At 70.9% G+C, this 17,996-nt stretch carries 16 protein-coding genes and 1 riboswitch; of the genes, 12 read left to right on the forward strand and 4 right to left on the reverse strand.

The annotated features are described in order from the left end of the window. Positions 1–90 precede the first annotated feature (90 nt). Positions 91–1,053 (forward strand): AraC-like ligand-binding domain-containing protein, encoded by a 963-nt coding sequence (locus tag BM013_RS22370; protein WP_093129836.1) that lies wholly within the window; start codon positions 91–93, stop codon positions 1,051–1,053. A 154-nt stretch (positions 1,054–1,207) separates the two neighbouring features. On the opposite strand, the gene BM013_RS22375 is transcribed toward BM013_RS22370, so the two are convergent. From BM013_RS22375 to BM013_RS22390, 4 genes are all read right to left on the reverse strand, one after another. After that, positions 1,208–2,026, reverse strand: a complete 819-nt coding sequence (locus BM013_RS22375) for a sulfite exporter TauE/SafE family protein (protein ID WP_093129961.1) — start codon at positions 2,024–2,026, stop codon at positions 1,208–1,210. Positions 2,027–2,323: 297 nt separating this feature from the next. Further along, positions 2,324–2,659, reverse strand: coding sequence for a cell division protein ZapA (locus BM013_RS22380; RefSeq protein WP_093129837.1), 336 nt, complete (start codon positions 2,657–2,659; stop codon positions 2,324–2,326). Further along, a complete protein-coding gene (locus tag BM013_RS22385; RefSeq protein ID WP_093129838.1) occupies positions 2,656–2,880 on the reverse strand; it encodes a DUF904 domain-containing protein in 225 nt (74 codons plus the stop codon). The genes BM013_RS22380 and BM013_RS22385 overlap by 4 nt, the downstream gene beginning before the upstream one ends. Positions 2,881–2,983: 103 nt before the next feature. Next, entirely contained in the window at positions 2,984–4,705 is a 1,722-nt protein-coding gene (locus BM013_RS22390; RefSeq protein ID WP_093129962.1) for a ClcB-like voltage-gated chloride channel protein, read from the reverse strand. Between the two features lie 55 nt (positions 4,706–4,760). Continuing rightward, a riboswitch (cobalamin riboswitch) is annotated at positions 4,761–5,019 on the forward strand. Between the two features lie 98 nt (positions 5,020–5,117). Between BM013_RS22390 and BM013_RS22395 the strand changes: the two genes are divergently transcribed. From BM013_RS22395 to cobN, 11 genes are read left to right on the forward strand one after another with little or no spacing between them, the layout of a single operon-like run. Beyond that, on the forward strand, positions 5,118–7,043 hold the full coding sequence (locus BM013_RS22395; RefSeq protein WP_093129839.1) for a TonB-dependent receptor domain-containing protein: 1,926 nt from the start codon (positions 5,118–5,120) through the stop codon (positions 7,041–7,043). After that, positions 7,028–8,461, forward strand: coding sequence for a cobyrinic acid a,c-diamide synthase CobB (locus BM013_RS22400; protein ID WP_093129840.1), 1,434 nt, complete (start codon positions 7,028–7,030; stop codon positions 8,459–8,461). Before BM013_RS22395 ends, BM013_RS22400 begins: the two co-directional genes overlap by 16 nt. After that, on the forward strand, positions 8,445–9,059 hold the full coding sequence (locus tag BM013_RS22405) for a bifunctional adenosylcobinamide kinase/adenosylcobinamide-phosphate guanylyltransferase (protein ID WP_093129841.1): 615 nt from the start codon (positions 8,445–8,447) through the stop codon (positions 9,057–9,059). The genes BM013_RS22400 and BM013_RS22405 overlap by 17 nt, the downstream gene beginning before the upstream one ends. Next, positions 9,056–9,952: an ABC transporter substrate-binding protein gene (locus BM013_RS22410; RefSeq protein ID WP_177206547.1), complete on the forward strand. Its 897-nt coding sequence runs from the start codon at positions 9,056–9,058 to the stop codon at positions 9,950–9,952. Before BM013_RS22405 ends, BM013_RS22410 begins: the two co-directional genes overlap by 4 nt. After that, positions 9,949–10,974 (forward strand): FecCD family ABC transporter permease, encoded by a 1,026-nt coding sequence (locus tag BM013_RS22415; RefSeq protein ID WP_093129842.1) that lies wholly within the window; start codon positions 9,949–9,951, stop codon positions 10,972–10,974. The genes BM013_RS22410 and BM013_RS22415 overlap by 4 nt, the downstream gene beginning before the upstream one ends. Next, the gene (locus tag BM013_RS22420) at positions 10,971–11,777 is read left to right on the forward strand and encodes an ABC transporter ATP-binding protein (protein ID WP_093129843.1); all 807 of its coding nucleotides are present in this window, start codon (positions 10,971–10,973) and stop codon (positions 11,775–11,777) included. Before BM013_RS22415 ends, BM013_RS22420 begins: the two co-directional genes overlap by 4 nt. A gap of 30 nt (positions 11,778–11,807) precedes the next feature. Beyond that, complete coding sequence (cobO, locus tag BM013_RS22425) at positions 11,808–12,377, forward strand: cob(I)yrinic acid a,c-diamide adenosyltransferase (protein ID WP_093129844.1); 570 nt, start codon at positions 11,808–11,810, stop codon at positions 12,375–12,377. A 5-nt stretch (positions 12,378–12,382) separates the two neighbouring features. After that, a complete protein-coding gene (gene bluB, locus BM013_RS22430) occupies positions 12,383–13,066 on the forward strand; it encodes a 5,6-dimethylbenzimidazole synthase (protein WP_093129845.1) in 684 nt (227 codons plus the stop codon). After that, complete coding sequence (locus BM013_RS22435; RefSeq protein ID WP_093129846.1) at positions 13,066–13,539, forward strand: MotA/TolQ/ExbB proton channel family protein; 474 nt, start codon at positions 13,066–13,068, stop codon at positions 13,537–13,539. Before bluB ends, BM013_RS22435 begins: the two co-directional genes overlap by 1 nt. A gap of 22 nt (positions 13,540–13,561) precedes the next feature. After that, the gene (locus BM013_RS22440) at positions 13,562–13,945 is read left to right on the forward strand and encodes a DUF2149 domain-containing protein (protein ID WP_093129847.1); all 384 of its coding nucleotides are present in this window, start codon (positions 13,562–13,564) and stop codon (positions 13,943–13,945) included. Next, positions 13,942–17,976: a cobaltochelatase subunit CobN gene (gene cobN / locus BM013_RS22445; protein WP_093129848.1), complete on the forward strand. Its 4,035-nt coding sequence runs from the start codon at positions 13,942–13,944 to the stop codon at positions 17,974–17,976. The genes BM013_RS22440 and cobN overlap by 4 nt, the downstream gene beginning before the upstream one ends. The last annotated feature ends 20 nt before the right edge of the window (positions 17,977–17,996 follow it).

Consider the following 17,996-nt stretch of genomic DNA (forward strand, 5'->3'; position numbering starts at 1 on the left):
GCCGCCTTGCCGAGGCGTTTCACGGCCCTTGAAGCGCTTCCAGTGCTCCCAGTGCTTCCAGTTGCTTTCAGGGCTTTCCGAGGAACCACGATGACCCAACTGCTCAGCACCGATGCCGTCTCCCGCGACCAGCGGCTCGCCTACTGGACCGACATGATCTGCAACGTCTACGTGCAGCTCGAGTGCGATGCGGTGCACGAGGACGGCAACGGCGATTTCGCGGGCAGCATCCGCCAGCACACGCTGCCCAGCCTCGACATGTCGGTGGTCACCTCGGGGCCGCAGAAGGTGATGCGCACGCCGGGCCACATCGCGAAGTCGAGCGACGATTACTTTCTGGTGAGCATCCAGGCGCGCGGCCAGGGCGTGGTGCGCCAGGACGGGCGCGACGCCGTGCTGGCGGCCGGCGACTTCGCGCTGTACGACAGCACGCGGCCCTACGAACTGCTGTTCGAGGAGGCCTTCGAGCAGATCGTGCTCAAGCTGCCCGGCGAGCGCCTGCGCAGCGAGTTGCGCGACACCGAGGCGCTGACGGCCACCACGGTGTCAGGGCGCGAAGGCGCGGGGCACCTGCTGCTGGGCATGATCCGCACGCTGCGCGAGGACATCGACACGCTGCAGCCCGCCTCGGCATTGGCGGTGGCCAACGGCGTGCAGAACATCCTGGTGGCGGGCCTGCAGACGCTGCCCGCGGCACGCGCGCCGGCGCTGAGCAACCTCACGGCGTACCACCTGGCGCGCGTGAAGCGGCGCATCGACGAGCAGCTGGCCGATCCTTTGCTGTCGGTGGGCACGCTGGCAACCGGGCTGGGCGTGTCGGTGAGCCACATCCACCGCGTGTTCAAGAGCGAGCCGCTGACGCCCGCGCAGTACATCTGGGAGCGCCGGCTCGAGGCATGCAGCCGCGACCTGCTGGAGCCGCGGCTGGCGGGGCGCCCGGTGGCGGAAATTGCGTACGGCCGGGGCTTCAACGACGCGGCGCATTTCAGCCGCGCGTTCCGCGAGCGCTTCGGCTGCTCGCCGCGCGAGTGGCGGCAGCAGCGCGTGCAGTAACGACCGGTCTTTTTACCGGACCAGCAGCACCGTGGTGTTGGTCTCCGCGATCACCTGGGTGGCGACCGAACCCATCAGCGCGCGGCCGAAGCGTCGACGGTGCAGTTGCCCACGCCCTGTTCGGCCGGCTCGGATCAGCGCGGATCAGCGCGGCTCAGCCGTGCAGGCCCTTCCAGAGCATGTACGTCGCCAGCAGGTACAGGATGGTCGCGAACACGCGCTTGAGCTTCTTCACCGGCAGGCTGTGCGCCGCCTTCGCGCCCAGCGGCGCGGTGAACACGCTGCACGCGGCAATCACCGCCAGCGCGGGCAGCCAGATGTAGCCGAACGAGCCGGCCGGCAGGCCCTGGGCCGACTGGCCGCTGATGACGTAGCCCAGCACGTTGGCCACCGCGATCGGAAAGCCCAGCGCCGCGCTGGTCGCCACGGCGTTGTGGATGGCCACGTTGCACCACGTCATGAACGGCACGCTGATGAAACCGCCGCCCGCGCCCACCAGGCCCGAGATGAAGCCGATGGCGCCGCCCGCCGCAAGCTGCCCGCCGGTGCCGGGCATCCGCGTGGGCTTGGGCTTCTTGTCGATGAACATCTGCGTGGCCGAGAAGCCGACGAACAGCGCGAAGAAGATCGCCAGCGCCGTGCCCTTGAGCAGCGCGAACACGCCCAGGCTGCCCACGAGGCTGCCGATGACGATGCCGGGCGACAGCCGCTGCACGATGTCCCAGCGGACCGCGCCGCGCTTGTGGTGCGCGCGCACGCTCGACACCGAGGTGAAGATGATCGTGGCCATCGAGGTTGCGATGGCCATCTTCACCGCGAGGTCGGCCGGCACGCCGCGCTGGCCCATGATGATCGTGATGAACGGCACCATCAGCATGCCGCCGCCGATGCCCAGCAGGCCCGCGAGGAAACCGGTGCCCAGGCCGAGGGCGGCGAGTTCGGCGATCAGCAGGGGGTCGAGCAGTTCAGCGATGTTCACGGTGGCGTCGAAAAAAAGTGCTTCTGGAAAAAGCAACGGCCCCGTGCAACTGGTGCAAGGGGCCGTGGCCGGAATAGGTGTCTGCAGATGGTGTGCCGGACCCGCATCCTGAACCAGGGTTCAGGTGGGCGAGGGCAGCAAGACTTCGGGTTCATCTGACGCGAGATGATCACGCCCGTCTAGCGATGTACCAAGCCCGGCTCCGGAGAGCATTGGAACAAGGAAATATTAAGCCCGACACGTCTGCAGACAAGGCGGATTTTACGCCCCGTATGCGTCCGCCGCGCTCATTCAGAGCAAATGTCCATCGCCGGCCAGTGCCTGATCGAGTCTTTGAATGAGCTGCCCGGCCTTGGGGTCTGTTTCGGTGGTATCTGCAGCGGCGGCAACCGGTGCGGGCGCCGCGGCGGCAGCGGCGATAGCGGCCTGTTGCGCGGCGAGGTCGAACGCGAGGTTCAGCGACGCGAGCACCGCGATGCGGTCGCGGGCCTTGACTTTTCCTGCATCGCGGATCTTGCACATGGCCGCGTCCACGCGGTCGACGGCTTCGCGCAGCTGCGCCTCGCCGCCATCGGGACAGCCGAGCAAATAGCTCTGGCCCATGATCTGTACTTCAATCTGCTTCATGCGGGGGAGTCTTGGGAAGGTGGTTCAGCCGGCAACCGTTCCAGCAGTGCATCCAGGCGCGTGCGGGCGGCGGCGAGGCGCGACTTCAGGGCGTCGCGTTCGCGCGTGAGCGCATCGACCTGTTCCTGCAACAGCGCATTGGTGCGCTGCACCTCTTCGTGACGCACGAGCAGGCGTTCGACACGCTCGGCGATCTGGTCGATAGGGCTGGAGGCGGGCATGGTTGGCGATTGTAGTTTCCCGGGAAATCGGTCCCGCCGAGGCTGGGCGCGGCGCCCGGCGTGCTCGGGATTCTGCGGCTTCGCAGCCCGCCGATCAAACCTTTCATGGCTCGCTCAGCCGCACGTAGGTGGCCAGCAGCGCGCTCTTGGCAACGACACCGAGCAGCACGGGGTCTTGCGCGCTCTCGATCACCGGCAGCCGCTCGCCCAGGTGGTCGAGGAAGCGCTGCAGCGCCTCGCCCAGCCCGGTGTCGGCGGCAATCGGCAGGATGGCCTGCGACAGCAGGGCGCCCGCCGTGGTTTCTTCTGGCGCGGTGCCCAGCGCCGACAGCGGCACCACGCCCAGGTAGCGGTTGCTCGCATCGACCACGTACAGGTACTTCACCGGGTGCTGCAGGAAGAGCCTGCTCATCGCCTCGCGGTCGGCCCCGGGGCCGACCACCGTCTCGGCCGGCTGCACCAGGTCGCGCATGTGCAGCCCGCGCAGGCGCAGCTGCGTGTCGCGCTGCTCGTTGCGCCGCAGCGTGATCTCGTACATCGAGCCCGCGTTGGCCGAGCGCGCCACGAAGTACGCGATGACGCTGGCCGCCATCAGCGGCAGCATGACCTGGTAGCTCAGCGTCATCTCGAAGATCATGAGAATCGCCATCAGCGGTGCCTGCGTGGCGCCCGCCAGGAACGCGCCCATGCCGACGATGGCATAGGCGAACGGCGCTGAAGTAGCGGCCGGCCACAGCGCCTGCACGCCCTGGCCGAACAGCGCCCCCACCATGCAGCCGAAGAACAGCGCCGGCGTGAACACGCCGCCCACCGCGCCCGAGCCCGCCGTGGCCAGCGTGGCCGCGGTCTTGGCGACCAGCACCATCGCAATGAGCGCCCACGGCCATGGCGTGTGCAGCACCGCGTTGACCACGCTGTAGCCGTTGCCCCAGACCTCCGGCATGGGCACCGAGATCGCGCCCATCAGCAGCCCGCCCAGCGCCAGCCGCAAGGGCAGCGCCAGCGGCAGCCGCGAGAACAGCGCGCGGCTGCCCTGCAGCGCGCGCAGGAAGCCGACGGCCGCAAAGCCCAGCAGCACGCCCAGCACGCAGAACAGCACCACCTCGGTGCCGTGGATCTCGGGGAAGGCCGGCATCTTGTACGGCGGCTGGTAGCCGGGCAGCGCGCGCATCGCCACGTTGGCGACCACCGAGGCGATGATGATCGGCCCCACGCTTTCCATCGCGATGGAACCCAGCACGATTTCCGCGACGAAGAAGGCGCCCGCAATGGGCGCGTTGTAGGCCGCGGTCAGGCCCGCCGCCGCGCCGCAGGCCACCAGCAGCCGCAGCCGCTCGACCGGAAAGCGGCACACGCGCCCCAGCAGCGAGGCCGCGAGCGCCGCCAGCTGCACCATCGAGCCTTCGCGCCCGATCGAGCCGCCGGTGCCGATGCTGACCAGCGACGACGCACTGCGCACCAGCGTCTGTGCCACCGGAATGCGCCCGTCGCCGAGCACGATGGCTTCCATGTAGTCGGAGGTGGCGCTGCGCACGGCCACGCGTCTGGCGAGCACCAGCAGTCCGCCGGCCACCAGCCCGCCGAGCGCGGGGCAGGCGACACGCGCCCACCACGGCAGGCTCTTGGCCATGGCCACCAGCCCGTCGCCGGGTCCGAGGAAGAGGTGCTCGAAGTGATAGAGCGCCGCGCGAAAGAGTTCGGTGGCCAGCGTGCCCAGCAGCCCCGCCACGATCGACCACAGCAGCATCGATTGCCAGCCGGAAACACCAAAGAGGCGCTGCAGCGCCGAACGAAGATTCAGGAAAACCGTGGCGGGCCGCATCATGGGCATCGATGTTAGCGGCGAGCGCAACTTTCGACTTAAAACGCGATCGCCAGGGCCTAAAATGCCGCCCGTTGGTGCTCGCGGCGTGGTTCACACGGCGCAGTTCAACGGGAAGCAGGAGTGGACGCCCCCCGAATTCGCATCGGGACCCGGCCGAAGCCGCCTGCGCTGCCCCCGCAACGGTCAAGCAGACGGCGCCGCAAGGCGCCAACCCCTTTCCATCCAAGCCACTGGGCGCCCTGAAACAGGTGCCTGGGAAGGCGGTGGGGGTCGTTCTGCCAGCCCGGATACCGGCCAACAAGGCGGCTGCCGCATGCATCGACGAATGAAGGTCGTGCACCAGGCAGCCATGGCGCCCCGTGGCGCCGGCGGGGAGGCCGGCGAGGGGCATTGACGTTCGTTCGGTTCATTCATGATTTCCCACGTTTGCTTTTCACGCGGTAGCGCTCCTGCGCGCCGTCTCCGTGTCGCCTGCCTGCCGCTGGCGCTGGTGTCCGCCTTCGGCGCTTTCGGTGGCGTGGCCCATGCGCAGGAAACCCCCGCGCTGGTCGAAACGGTGGTCACGGCCAACCGCACGCCGCAGCCGCTGTCGGAGCTGGTGGGCGATGTGTCCATCGTCGACCGCCAGGCCATCGAACGCAGCGGCGCGACCGGCGTGGCCGACGTGCTCTCGCGCCTGCCCGGCATCGAGATCTCGCGCACCGGCGGCGTGGGCAACACCACCAGTCTGTTCATCCGCGGCGCGGAAACGCGCTTCACCGCCGTCTACCTGGACGGCGTGCGCATCGACTCGCAATCCACCGGCGGTGCCGGCTGGGAAGGCATTCCGCTGTCGCAGATCGACCGCATCGAAGTGCTGCGCGGCCCGGCCGCCGCGGTGTACGGCTCCGACGCCGTGGGCGGCGTGATCCAGCTGTTCACCCGGCGCGGCGAAGAGGGCGTGCGCCCCTACGCCGGCATCGGCTTCGGCAGCAACGGCCTGCGCAAGATCGAAGGCGGCGTGAGCGGCAAGTCGGGCCTGTTCGATTACTCGTTCGGCGTGGCGCACGAGGAAAGCAAGGGCTACAACCTGCAGCCGGTGGAAAAGCGCAACGTGGTGAAAGACGGCTTCACCAACCCCGACCGCGACGGCTATCACAGCACCTCGGGCAACGTGAAGCTGGGCTTGCAGATCACGCCCGACCAGCGCATCGAGGCCACGCTGCTCACCAGCGACACCACGGCCGCCTACGACCCCTCGGTGGCCTACAAGACCAAGCTGCCGATCCTGTTCCGCGAGGACGAGTCGAACAACACGCTGCGCACCGCCGGCCTGACCTGGTCGGCCAGGTGGAACGACATCTACAGCACCCGCGTGCAGGTGACCGATTCGCAATCGGTCTACAAGACGCAGCCTTCGTTCTACCGCACCGAAACCAACCTGCGCGGCTACCTGTTCCAGAACGAGTTCCGCTTCGGCCCGCACCTGGTCTCGGCCACCTTCGAGCGCCGCGAAGACGCGCTCGAGAACGCGCCCACCACCTCGGCCAAGCTGCTCTCGCGCGACCGTTCGCAGGACGCCATCTCGCTGGGCTACGGCTTCGTGCAGGGCCCGCACTCGCTGCAGCTGCACGTGCGCCACGACAAGGACAGCGAGTTCGGCGGCAAGACCACCGGCAGCGCGGCCTACGGCTACGCCATCACGCCGGCGCTGCGCTTCACGGCGTCGGCCGGCACCGCCTTCCGCGTGCCCACGCTGTACCAGCGCTTCAGCGAGTACGGCCTGCCCACGCTCAAGCCCGAGTCGAGCCGCAACGCCGAGCTGGGCCTGCAGTACAGCGACGGCGGCACGCAGGCGGGCATCGTGGTCTACAAGAACCGCGTGCGCAACCTGATCGTGTTCGACGGCTCGGCCACCGGCTGCGCCTCGTCGTTCGGCTGCTACTCGAGCACCGCGCGCGCTCGTTACCAGGGCGCGACGCTGTCGGGCAGCCAGCGCCTGGGCGACGTCACGCTGCGCGGCTCGGTCGACTTCCAGGACCCGCGCGACGAGGCCACGCACAACCTGCTGGCGCGCCGCGCGCAGCGCCACGCCACCCTCGGTGCCGACTGGCGCGTGGCCGGCTGGACGCTGGGCGCCGAGGTGCAGACCTCGGGCCGTCGCTACGACGACGCGGCCAACGCGGTCAGGCTCGGCGGCTACACGCTGCTGAACCTGTCGGCCAGCACCAAGATCACGCGCGACCTGAACCTGGTGGCGCGCGTCGACAATGTGGGCAACAAGGACTACCAGTTCGCGCGGCTGTATGCCAATGCAGGCCGCACCGCGTACGTCGGTCTCAAGTGGACGCCTCAATAAACCAACCCTCGCAACGACCCGGCGCCGCCGGGCAGCCCGCGTGCGCCGCGGTGCTGGTGGCTGCCCCGGCCTCGGGCCAGGGCAAGACCACCGTCGCCGCGGCGCTCGCGCGCCTGCACGCACGGCAGGGCCGGCGCGTGCGCGCCTTCAAGTGCGGGCCCGACTTCCTGGACCCGCACTGGCTGGCGCTGGCCACCGGCGCGCCCGTGCACTCGCTCGATTTGTGGATGACCGGCGAGGCCGACTGCCGCGCGCGCCTGCGCGAGGCCGCCGCCGGCTGCGACCTGCTGATCGTCGAGGGCGTGATGGGCCTGTTCGACGGCACGCCGAGCGCGGCCGACCTGGCCGAGCGCTTCGGCCTGCCGGTGCTGGCCGTGATCGACGCGCATGCCATGGCAGGCACCTTCGGTGCGCTGGCCTTTGGGCTGCAGAACTTCCGGCCCGGCCTGCCGTGGGCCGGCGTGCTGGCCAACCGCGTCGGCAGCGAGCGGCATGCGGGCATGCTGAAAGACGCGCTGCGCGAACCCTCGCAATGGCTGGGCGCCTTGCCGCGCGACGCCGGCTTCACGCTGCCCGAGCGGCACCTGGGCCTGGTGCTGACCAACGAACTGGGTGACGCGATGGCGCGGCTCGACGCCGTGGCCGACGTGCTGGCCGCCACGCCGCTGGGCCAGATGGCGCTGGCGCAATTGCCGCAGGTGCGCTTCGAGGCGCGCGAGCCCGAGCCCGAACCCGAACCCGAACCCGAAGCCGCTCAGGCCGTGCCGCCCTTGCTGGCCGGGCGCACCATCGCCATCGCACGCGACGCGGCCTTCTCGTTCATCTACCCCGCCAACCTCGACGTGCTCACGTCGCTGGGCGCGGCGCTTTCCTTTTTCTCGCCGCTCGCGGGTGAGGCCTTGCCGGCCTGCGATGCGGTCTGGCTGCCGGGCGGTTACCCCGAGCTGCACGCCGAGGCGCTGTCCGCCTGCACGCCGCTGCGCGACGCGCTGGCCGCGCATGCCGCATCGGGCAAGCCCATCTGGGCCGAGTGCGGCGGCATGATGGCGCTGTTCGACGAGCTCGCCACGCAAGACGCCGCGCAGGTTCACCGCCTCTGGGGCCTGCTGCCCGGCCGCGTGACCATGCAGAAGCGCCTGGCCGGTCTCGGCCCGCAGCAGCTCGTGCTCGGCAACCACGTGCTGCGCGGCCACACCTTCCACTATTCGCTGTGCGACACGCCGCTGCCGCCCGCGGCGCACACGGCGCGGCCCGGCGCGACGCAGCCCGTGGGCGCGCGCGGCGGCGAGGCGCTGTACGTGCACGGCCCGGTGCGCGCGAGCTATTTCCATGCGTGGTTCGCGTCCAGCCCGGAAGCCACCGCGCGTCTTTTCGGCGCCATGCCCATCGAACTGGAGAGCCATGTCACAGCCGAGTAAGCCGGGCAAGCCGAAGACGGCCGCCGACGCCATCCACGAATTCATCCTCGGCGGCCAGAAGAGCGGCAAGTCGCGCCGCGGCGAGCAGCGCGCCATCGACTGGCTCGCCGCCTCACCCCGGCACCGCGCCGTGATGATCGCCACCGCGCAGGCCTACGACGACGAGATGCAGGAGCGCATCGTGCGCCACCAGGCCGACCGCGCCGAGCGCGTGCCCGGCATGCGCACCATCGAGGAGCCGATCGAGCTGGCGCGCGCCATCGTCACGCAGAGCGCGCCCGAGACGCTGGTGGTCGTCGACTGCCTCACGCTGTGGCTCACCAACCTCATGATGCCGATGCCCTGCGAAGACGCACGGCCCGCCACGCGCACGCCCGCCGCGCACGCCGGCCTGCTGATGGCGGCGCTGCGCGACGCGCCGGGCCCGGTGGTGGTGGTGGGCAACGAAATCGGCCTGGGCGTGATTCCGCTCGGCCGCGAGACGCGGGCCTTCGTCGACGCGCTGGGCCGCCTGAACCAGGACGTGGCCGCCGCTTGCGACCGCGTCACGCTGATGGCGGCCGGCCTGCCCTTGACCCTGAAGGCACCTGCCGCATGAAGATGTTCCGTTCGCTGCCCGCCCTGGGCTTGGCCCTGTACCTGAGCCTCTGCGCCTTCGCCGCCCATGCCCTCGACATCGTCGACGAGCGCGGCGTCACCGTCAGCCTGCCGCAGCCGCCGCAACGCATCGTCACGCTGCTGCCGTCGCTCACCGAATCGGTCTGCGCGCTGGGCGCGTGCGACCGGCTGATCGGCGTCGACCGCTATTCCAATTCGCCCGCGCAGGTGAAGGCGCTGCCGCAGCTCGGCGGCGGCATCGACCCGAACGTCGAGGCCATCGTCGCGCTCAAGCCCGACGCGGTGCTGCTGGCCAAGTCCTCGCGCGTCACGCAGCGCCTGGAGGCGCTGGGCCTGAAGGTGCTGGTGCTCGAACCCAAGAGCCATGCCGACGTGCGCCGCGTGCTCGACAAGCTCGACCAGGTGCTCGGCACCCACGAGGCGCCCCGGGTCTGGCGCGTGATCGACGCCAGCGTCTCGGCCGCCGCCCAATCGCTGCCCGCCGGCGCCAAGGGGCTGCGCGTGTACTTCGAGGTGAACAGCGCGCCGTACGCGGCGGGCGAGTCGTCGTTCATCGGCGAGACGCTCGCGCGGCTCGGCGAGAAGAACATCGTGCCGGCCTCGCTCGGCCCGTTTCCCAAGCTCAACCCCGAATACGTGGTGCGCGCCAACCCCGACCTCATCATGGTCAGCGTGCGCAGCGCGCAGGGGCTGGAGCAGCGCCCCGGCTGGGCCGGCATCCGCGCGGTGCGCGAGGGCCGCATCTGCCGCTTCAGCGCCGAAGAGTCCGACGTGCTGGTGCGCCCCGGTCCGCGCATGGACGAGGCGGCGCGCCTGATGGCGAAGTGCATCGCCGACATGAGTGGCAACGGCGGCAAGGGCGGCAAGCCGTGAACGCGGCCGTGAGGCACACGGCCCATCTGCGCCGCGTCCTGCTGCTCGGCGCGGGCCTGCTGGTGCTGGGCGCCGCGCTGGTGCTGCTGGGCCTGGGCATCGGCAGCACCGGTTTCGAAAGCCTGCTGTCCGCGCGGCACGACCCGGTGGCGCTGCAGATCGTGTGGGACATCCGGCTGCCGCGCACGCTCGGCGCCTGGCTGGCCGGCGCGCTGCTGGGCCTGGCGGGCGCGGTGGCGCAGGGCCTGTTCCGCAACCCGCTGGCCGACCCGTACCTGCTGGGCAGCGCCTCGGGCGCCTCGCTGGGCGTGGCGGTGGCGCTGCTGATGTTCGGCGGCTCGGCCGCCAGCACGCAGTGGGTGATGCGGCTCGGCCTGACGGGCGCGGCCTTCGTCGGCGCGGTGCTGGCGGTGATGCTCACGCTGATGCTCGCGCGCGGCGTGCAGCAGACGCTGCGGCTGCTGCTCGCGGGCGTGATCGTCGGCGTGGTGCTGGGCGCGGCCAAGGACCTGATCACCATCGCCTCGGCCGACATTCTCCAGGCCATCCAGGGCTTCGTGCTCGGCAGCACCGGCCTGGTCGGCTGGAGCGCATGCGCGGTGATGGCCATGGTCGGCGCGGTGTGCCTGCTGCTCGGCTGGGCGCTGGCGCCGGTGCTCGACGGGTTGGCGCTCGGCGAGGCCACGGCGCGCAGCCTGGGCCTGCCGCTGGGCGCGATGCGCGCGGCGCTGGTGGTGGTGCTCGCGCTGGCCACCGGCGCGGCCGTGGCGCAGACCGGGCTCATTGCCTTCGTCGGCCTGGCGTCGCCGCACCTGGTGCGCTCGATCGTCAAGACCACGCATGCGCGGCTGATCGTGCTGTCGGCGCTCATGGGCGGGCTGCTGCTGATGGGCGCCGACCTGCTGGCGCGCTGGCTCATCGCACCGCAGGAACTGCCGGTGGGCGTGCTCACGGCCGTGCTCGGCGGCAGCTACCTGCTGTGGCTGATGCACCGGCGCAGCGCGCGCGGAGGCCTGGCATGAACGACCGGACGCACCGGACGCACCGCGCGCCTGCAACCCCGGCGCTCGAGGCGCGCCGCGTCAGCGCCACGCTCGGCGCGACCGAGGTGCTGCACGACATCGACCTGAAGCTCTCGGCCGCGCGCTGGACCAGCATCGTCGGGCCGAACGGCGCGGGCAAGTCGACGCTGCTGAAAGCCATGGCCGGCCTGCTCGCGCACCGCGGCGAGGTGCGGCTGTTCGGCGACGCGCAAGCCAGGGTGCCCGCGCGCACGCGCGCCCAGCGCCTTTCGTGGCTGGGCCAGAGCGGCTCGGGCGAGGGCAGCGCCGACGACCTGATGGTCTACGACGTTGCCATGCTCGGCCGCCTGCCGCACCAGCGCTGGCTGGCCGCACCGAGCGCGGCCGACCGCGAGGCCGTGGAGCGTGCATTGCGAAGCACCCAGGCCTGGGACTGGCGCGACCGCCCGCTGGGCCAGCTGTCGGGCGGCGAGCGCCAGCGCGTGCTGCTGGCACGCGCGCTCGCGGTCGAGGCCGAGTTGCTGCTGATGGACGAGCCGCTGGCCAACCTCGACCCGCCGCACCAGGCCGACTGGATGCAGACCGCCCGCACGCTCGTGGCCGAGGGCAAGACCGTGGTCAGCGTGCTGCACGAACTGCCGATGGCGCTGGCCGCCGACGAGCTGGTGGTGATGAACCACGGCCGCGTGGTGCACCACGGCGGCTGCAGCGACCCCGCCACCCACGCCGCGCTGGAGCAGGTGTTCGACCACCGCATCCGCGTGCACCGCGTGGCGGACCAGTGGATCGCGCTGCCCAGATAAAGAACATAAAGAACACAGGAACCGCTCCCCATGCAGATCGAAACTCCCCCCAGCGAGAAGCCCTACGAAAAGCCCGAGGGCGAACGCCGCGGCATCGTCATCGTCAACACCGGTGACGGCAAGGGCAAGAGCACCGCGGCCTTCGGCCTCGCGCTGCGCGCGCACGGCCGCGGCAAGGCCGTGAAGATCTACCAGTTCATGAAGGTGCCGAGCGCGCGCTTCGGCGAACACCGCATGTTCGAGCAGATCGGCATTCCGATCGAAGGGCTCGGCGACGGCTTCAGCTGGAAGAGCCAGGACCTCGAGCGCTCGGGCCAGCTGGCGCGCGACGGCTGGGAGAAGGCCAAGGCGGCGATCCTGTCGGGCGAGTTCTTCCTGGTGGTGCTCGACGAGATCACCTACCCGCTGATCTACGGCTGGCTGCCGCTCGAAGGCGTGCTCGAGACGCTGCGCGCGCGGCCGAAGCATGTGCACGTGGCCCTCACCGGGCGCCGCTGCCCGCCCGAGATCGTCGAGCTGGCCGACACGGTGACCGAGATGACCATGGTCAAGCACGCGTTCAAGGCCGGCATTCCGGCGCAGCGCGGCATCGAGGACTGAACCCGATGGCGCATGCGTTCGAGGCCGGCGAGGCGAAAGGCGTCTACCGCGCCATCCACGAGCGGCGCGACATGCGCCACTTTGCGGGCGGCCAGGTCGCGCCCGAGGTGCTGCGCCGGCTGCTGGACGCCGCGCACCACGCGCCCAGCGTCGGCTTCATGCAGCCGTGGCGCTTCATCCGCATCCGCGGCGAGGCGCTGCGCCAGCAGCTGCACCGCGTGGTCGAGCACGAACGCGTGCTCACCGCCCGCGCGCTGGGCGAGCGCGAGGACGAGTTCATGCGCCTGAAGGTGCAGGGCCTGCTCGACGCGGCCGAACTGCTGGCGGTGACGCTGGCCGACGGCCGCGAGAAGCACGTGTTCGGCCGCCGCACGCTGCCGCAGATGGACCTGGCCTCGGCCTCGTGCGCCATCCAGAACCTGTGGCTCGCGGCGCGCGCCGAGGGGCTGGGCATGGGCTGGGTGTCGCTGTTCGATCCGGCCGAAGTGTCCGTATTGCTCGGCTTGCCCGAGGGCGCCGAGCCCATCGCCTTGCTGTGCCTGGGCCCGGTGCGCGGCTTCTACGAGGAGCCGATGCTGCAGCGCGAACGCTGGGCCAAGCGCGAGCCGCTCGCCTCGCTGGTGTTCGACGAAGGCTGGGGCCGGCCTTCGGACCTGTTCGACAACCCGTCTCCCGTGGAGCCCACCTGATGCTGGCTTTCGACACCGTCCTCTTCGAGCTCGCGCGCCTGTTCCTCTGGCCGGTGACGCTGGGCGTGCTGCTGTCCTTCGTGTATGCCGTGTACTGCCTCGGCGCCTTCGGCATCGAGTACCTGCAGCGCCGCCGCGACCCCCTGCGCGCACTGGTGCTGCAACGCCATGCGCAGGCCAGCCAGGAGCAGATGGAGCTGGTGGTGCTCAAGCAGCTCGAAGGCGTGCGTTTGTGCAGCCGCGTGGCGCCGATGCTGGGGCTGATCGCCACCATGATCCCGATGGGCCCGGCGCTGGTGGCCGTGGCCTCGGGCGAGTCGCAGGGCGTGGCGCAGAGCCTGGCGCCCGCGTTCGCCAGCGTGATCGTGGCGCTGGCCTCGGCCTCGATCACCTTCGTGGTCTACACCGTGCGCCGCCGCTGGCTCATGCGCGAGCTGGTGACGGTGCTGGACGCGCGGGACCGGCTGTCATGAGCGCCGCGCCAGGGGGGCGCCGATGAGCCGTCGCCAGTTCTCCATCTTGAGCAGCCTGGACAGCGACGACGACGATCCGGTGCTGTCGACCATCAACCTGATCGACGTGTTCATGGTGGTGATCGGCATGCTGATGATCGCGGTCATCAACAACCCGATGAACCCCTTCGCGCAGGACAAGGTGACGGTCATCCGCAACGAAGGCCAGCCGGACATGGAAATCATCACGCGCGAGGGCCGGAAGATCACGCGCTTCAAGGCCAGCGGCGCGACGGGGCAGGGCGACGGCGAGAAGGCCGGCACGGCCTGGCGGCTGAAGGACGGCACGATGGTCTATGTGCCGGCGGATGCGGTGCCTGCGGGTGCCGCGCCTTCGGGTGCAGCGCCTGCGCAGGGCGGGAAGTGACGCGGGTCTTCTTCTGGTTCCTGCTGGCCGTGCTGGGGGTGGTGGCGCCCGCGCACGCGCAGCAGCTTGCGCCGCGGGTCGTGGTGCTGAGCACGCCGCTGGTGTCGCCGGCGCGCGTGGTGCGGCTGCAGGCCGCGGCGCGGGACGCGGGCGTGCCGTTGCAGGTGATGTCGGCCTCCACGGATTCGCCTGAAACGCTGGCCGCGGCGCTCGACGGCGCTGCGCTGCTCGTGATCGACGCGCCGCACATCAGCGTGGCGCAAGCCGCCGCGGCACGCTTCGGCGATGCGATCTCCCGGCGTGCCACGCCCTATGTGCTGATCGGCGAGTTCGCCCTGGTGGCCAAGGGGCAGGCCTCGGCGGCCGCGCCGTTGGCGGCCGAACGCGGGGTCGATGCCGCCTGGGCGCAGCGCCTGCGCGAGTACTGGCGCTTTGCCGGTGCGTCCAACCTCGGCGCGGCCATGAAGGCGCTCGCGCAACCCGGCAACCTCGCCGGCTTGCCGGTCCCCGTGCCGCTGCCGCTGGCCGGCTTCTATCACCCGGGCTGGCCGCGCGTCGAAGCCGACATCGCCGCCATCGACAGGCTGCCCGGCAGCGGCACGGTCGCCATCGCGGTCAACGGCGCCACCGTCAGCGGCGACGACACCGGCTGGCTCGACGCGCTCATTGCCGCGCTCGAGCAGCGCGGCCTGCGCGCCTACGCCTTCTACGGCCCGCGCCAGCAGAAGGACCTGTTCTTTCGCATGACACATGCCGGCGAGCAGCGCGTGGCCGACGCGATCGTCAATGCCTCGCTGGTGTTCAACCCGAACGAGCGCAAGGCCGAGCTGGAGCGCATCGGCGTGCCGGTGCTGCAAACCTTGCCCTCGCTGGCGATGGACGCCGCCCAATGGGCGCAGAGCAAGGACGGCCTCTCGCAGACTGACATTGCGGCCTACTACAGCCCGAGCGAGCTGGCCGGCATGACCGACCCGATGCTGGTCTCCGCGCGCGACGCCGCGGCCGGCACGCTGCAGCCGCTGCCCGCGCAGATCGACGCCGTGGCCGGCAAGGCCGCCGCCTTGCTGCGGCTGCAGCGCACGCCGCCCGCCGACCGGCGCGTGGCGATGCTGGTCTACAACTACCCGCCGGGCGAGGCCAACTTCGGCGCGTCGTTCCTCAACGTGCCGCGCAGCGTGAACAACATGCTGGCCGCGATGCAGTCGGCCGGCTACCGCACCGCGCTGCCCGGCACCGACGCGCTGATTGCGCAGGTGCAGGCGACGATGAAGGCGTACTACCCGGGCGGGCAGGGCGACGAGCTGCAGCCGCTGCTCGACAGGAACCTTGCCGACGCGATGCCGCTGTCGCGCTATGTCGCATGGTTTCGCGCGCTGCCGGCCGAGACACAGCACCGCATCGAAAGCTATTGGGGCCCGCCAGAGAAGTCGACCATGCTGCGCTCCGTGGCGGGCGAGCCGGCCTTCGTGATCCCGCGCGTGCAGTTCGGCCACGTGGTCGTGCTGCGCCAGCCGCCGCGCTTCGAGCCCGGCACGCAGGTGGCGGACAAGGCCGCGCAGGTCTACCACCGCTCGGCCGTTCCGCTGAGCCACGGCTACCTGGCCACCTACCTGTGGCTGCGCACGCAGTTCGGTGCCAGCGCGGTGGTGCACGTGGGCACGCACGGCACGGTGGAGTGGTCGGCGGGCAAGGAGCGCGGGCTGTCGGTGCAGGACGATCCGCTGCTCGCGCTGGGCGACCTGCCCAACGTGTACCCGTACATCATGGACAACCTGGGCGAGGCCACCACCGCCAAGCGCCGAGGGCGCGCGACGATGGTGAGCCATTCGACGCCGATGTTCGCGCCCGCGGGCTTTCGCCCCGGGGTGCAGGAAATGCACGAGCGCATGCACGACTGGGAGACGCTGTCGCCCGGCCCGGTGAAGACCGCGCTGGAGCGGCAGCTGACGGCGGAGTTCGTCGCGCAGCACTACGACCGCGACCTGAAATGGACGCCCGCGCGCATCCGCGCCGACTTCACGGGCTTCATCGCCGTGCTGCATCCGTACCTCGACGAACTCGCGCAGACCGCGCAACCGCTGGGCCTCGCGACCTTCGGGGAGGCGCCCGATGCGCAGCGCCGGCGCATGACGGTGCTGCAGATCCTCGGCAAGCCGCTGGTCGAGGCGCTGGGCGAAGACATCGACGAGGCCTTCCTGGTCGATGCGAAGAACGTTGCCAGCTCGAAACCCGCACGCTGGGTGGAACTGGCGCTGGCCGATGCGCCGGCGCCCATCGCGATGGGCAGGACCGCCGCCGACAGGCAACGCCTGCAGGCCCTGGCCGAGCGCGCGCAGAAGCTCGACACGGTGCTTGCGCACAACGAGGAAATCGACGGCCTGCTGACCGCGCTCGACGGCCGCTACCTCCGCTCCAGCTACGGCGGCGACCCGGTGCGCAACCCCGACAGCCTGCCCACCGGCCGCAACCTCTACGGCTTCGACCCCAGCCGCATACCGACCCGCGCCGCATGGGATGCGGGCGTGGCCGCCATGGACGCGTGGATCGCCGACCACGCCAGGGCCCATGCCGGCAAGCCGCCCGAGAAGATCGCCTTCACGCTCTGGGCCGGCGAGGCCTCGCGCCACCAGGGCGTGCTGGAGAGCCAGGCCTTCTACGCCATGGGCGTGAAGCCGCGCTGGGACGAGGGCGGGCGCATTGCGGGCATCGAGGTGATTCCCGCCGCGGTGCTGAAGCGCCCGCGCATCGACGTGCTGCTCAGCGTGACCGGTTCGTACCGCGACCAGTTCCCCAACGCCATGCGCTGGCTCGACGAGGCGGTGCAGCAGGTGGCCGCCTTGCGCGAGCCCGGCAACGCGGTGGCGCGAAACAGCGAGGCCTTGGCCGGCAAGCTGCGCGCGCAAGGCGCGTCGGCGCAGGAAGCGCAGCGCTGGTCCACCGCGCGCGTGTTCTCCAACGAGCAGGGCAGCTACGGCGCGGGGCTCGAAGAAGCGTCGCTGGCCAGCGACGTGTGGAAGAACCAGCAGCGCGGCGGCGGCGACGCGCAGATGGCGCAGCTCTACATGGACCGCATGGGCCACGCCTACGGCAAGGGCCTGGACGGCGCCGCGCGGCCCGGCGCGTACGCGGGCAACCTGGTGCAGGTCGATGCGGCGCTGATGGCGCGCAGCTCCAACCTGTACGGCGTGCTGACCAACGACGACCCGTTCCAGTACCTCGGCGGCATCGCGCAGGCGGTGCGCCAGCTCACGGGCAAGGACCCGGCGCTGTACGTGCAGAACCTGCGCGACGGCAGCGCGGTGCGCACCGACACCGCGGCCGGCGCCATCGCGCGCGAAATGCAGACCCGCTACCTGCACCCGCAGTGGATCGAGGCGCAGAAGGCCGAGGGCTACAGCGGCACGCTGCAGGTGCTGAAGACCGCGCAGTTCCTCTGGGGCTGGCAGGTCACGGCGCCGGCCGCGGTGCGGCAGGACCAGTGGCAGTCGCTGCACGACGTGTACGTGCGCGACCGGTACAAGCTGGGCACGCGCGAATGGCTGGAAGGCGACAACCGCGCCGCCTTCGCGCAGACGCTGGAACGCATGCTCGACGCGGTGCGGCTGAACTACTGGAAGCCCGACGCGGCCACGCGCCGTGAACTGGCGAAGGCCTACTCGGAGGCGGTGAGCGCGACCGGGCTGCGCGAGCGGAGTGCGGGCGTGCAGCGCTTCGTGCAGGCGGAGCTGACGCCGGCGGCCCCGCACCCGCAAGTCAGGCCGGTTCAGCCGCGTCCGGCCGTTGCGCCGGTGGTGGTGGCCGAGCCCGCGCCTGAACCTGCACAGGTACCCGCCGCGGTGCCGACGCCCGCAGCCGAGCCGGCGCCGGACAGCACCCAGCCCGTCACCGGCCTCAAGCTCGAACCCACCGCCGCCGAGGCGCCGCCCGAGGCCGAAAGCGTCGTCCTCAGGCTCTGGGTCGCGCTCGGTGCCGCGCTGCTCATCGCCTTCGGTGCGCTGGCGCAGTGGCGCCGGGGCCGGGCCGCTGCCTGATTCGCGAGAATGGCGGGTCT

The sequence above is a fragment of the Variovorax sp. OK605 genome (genome assembly GCF_900115445.1).
Lineage (GTDB): Bacteria > Pseudomonadota > Gammaproteobacteria > Burkholderiales > Burkholderiaceae_C > Variovorax.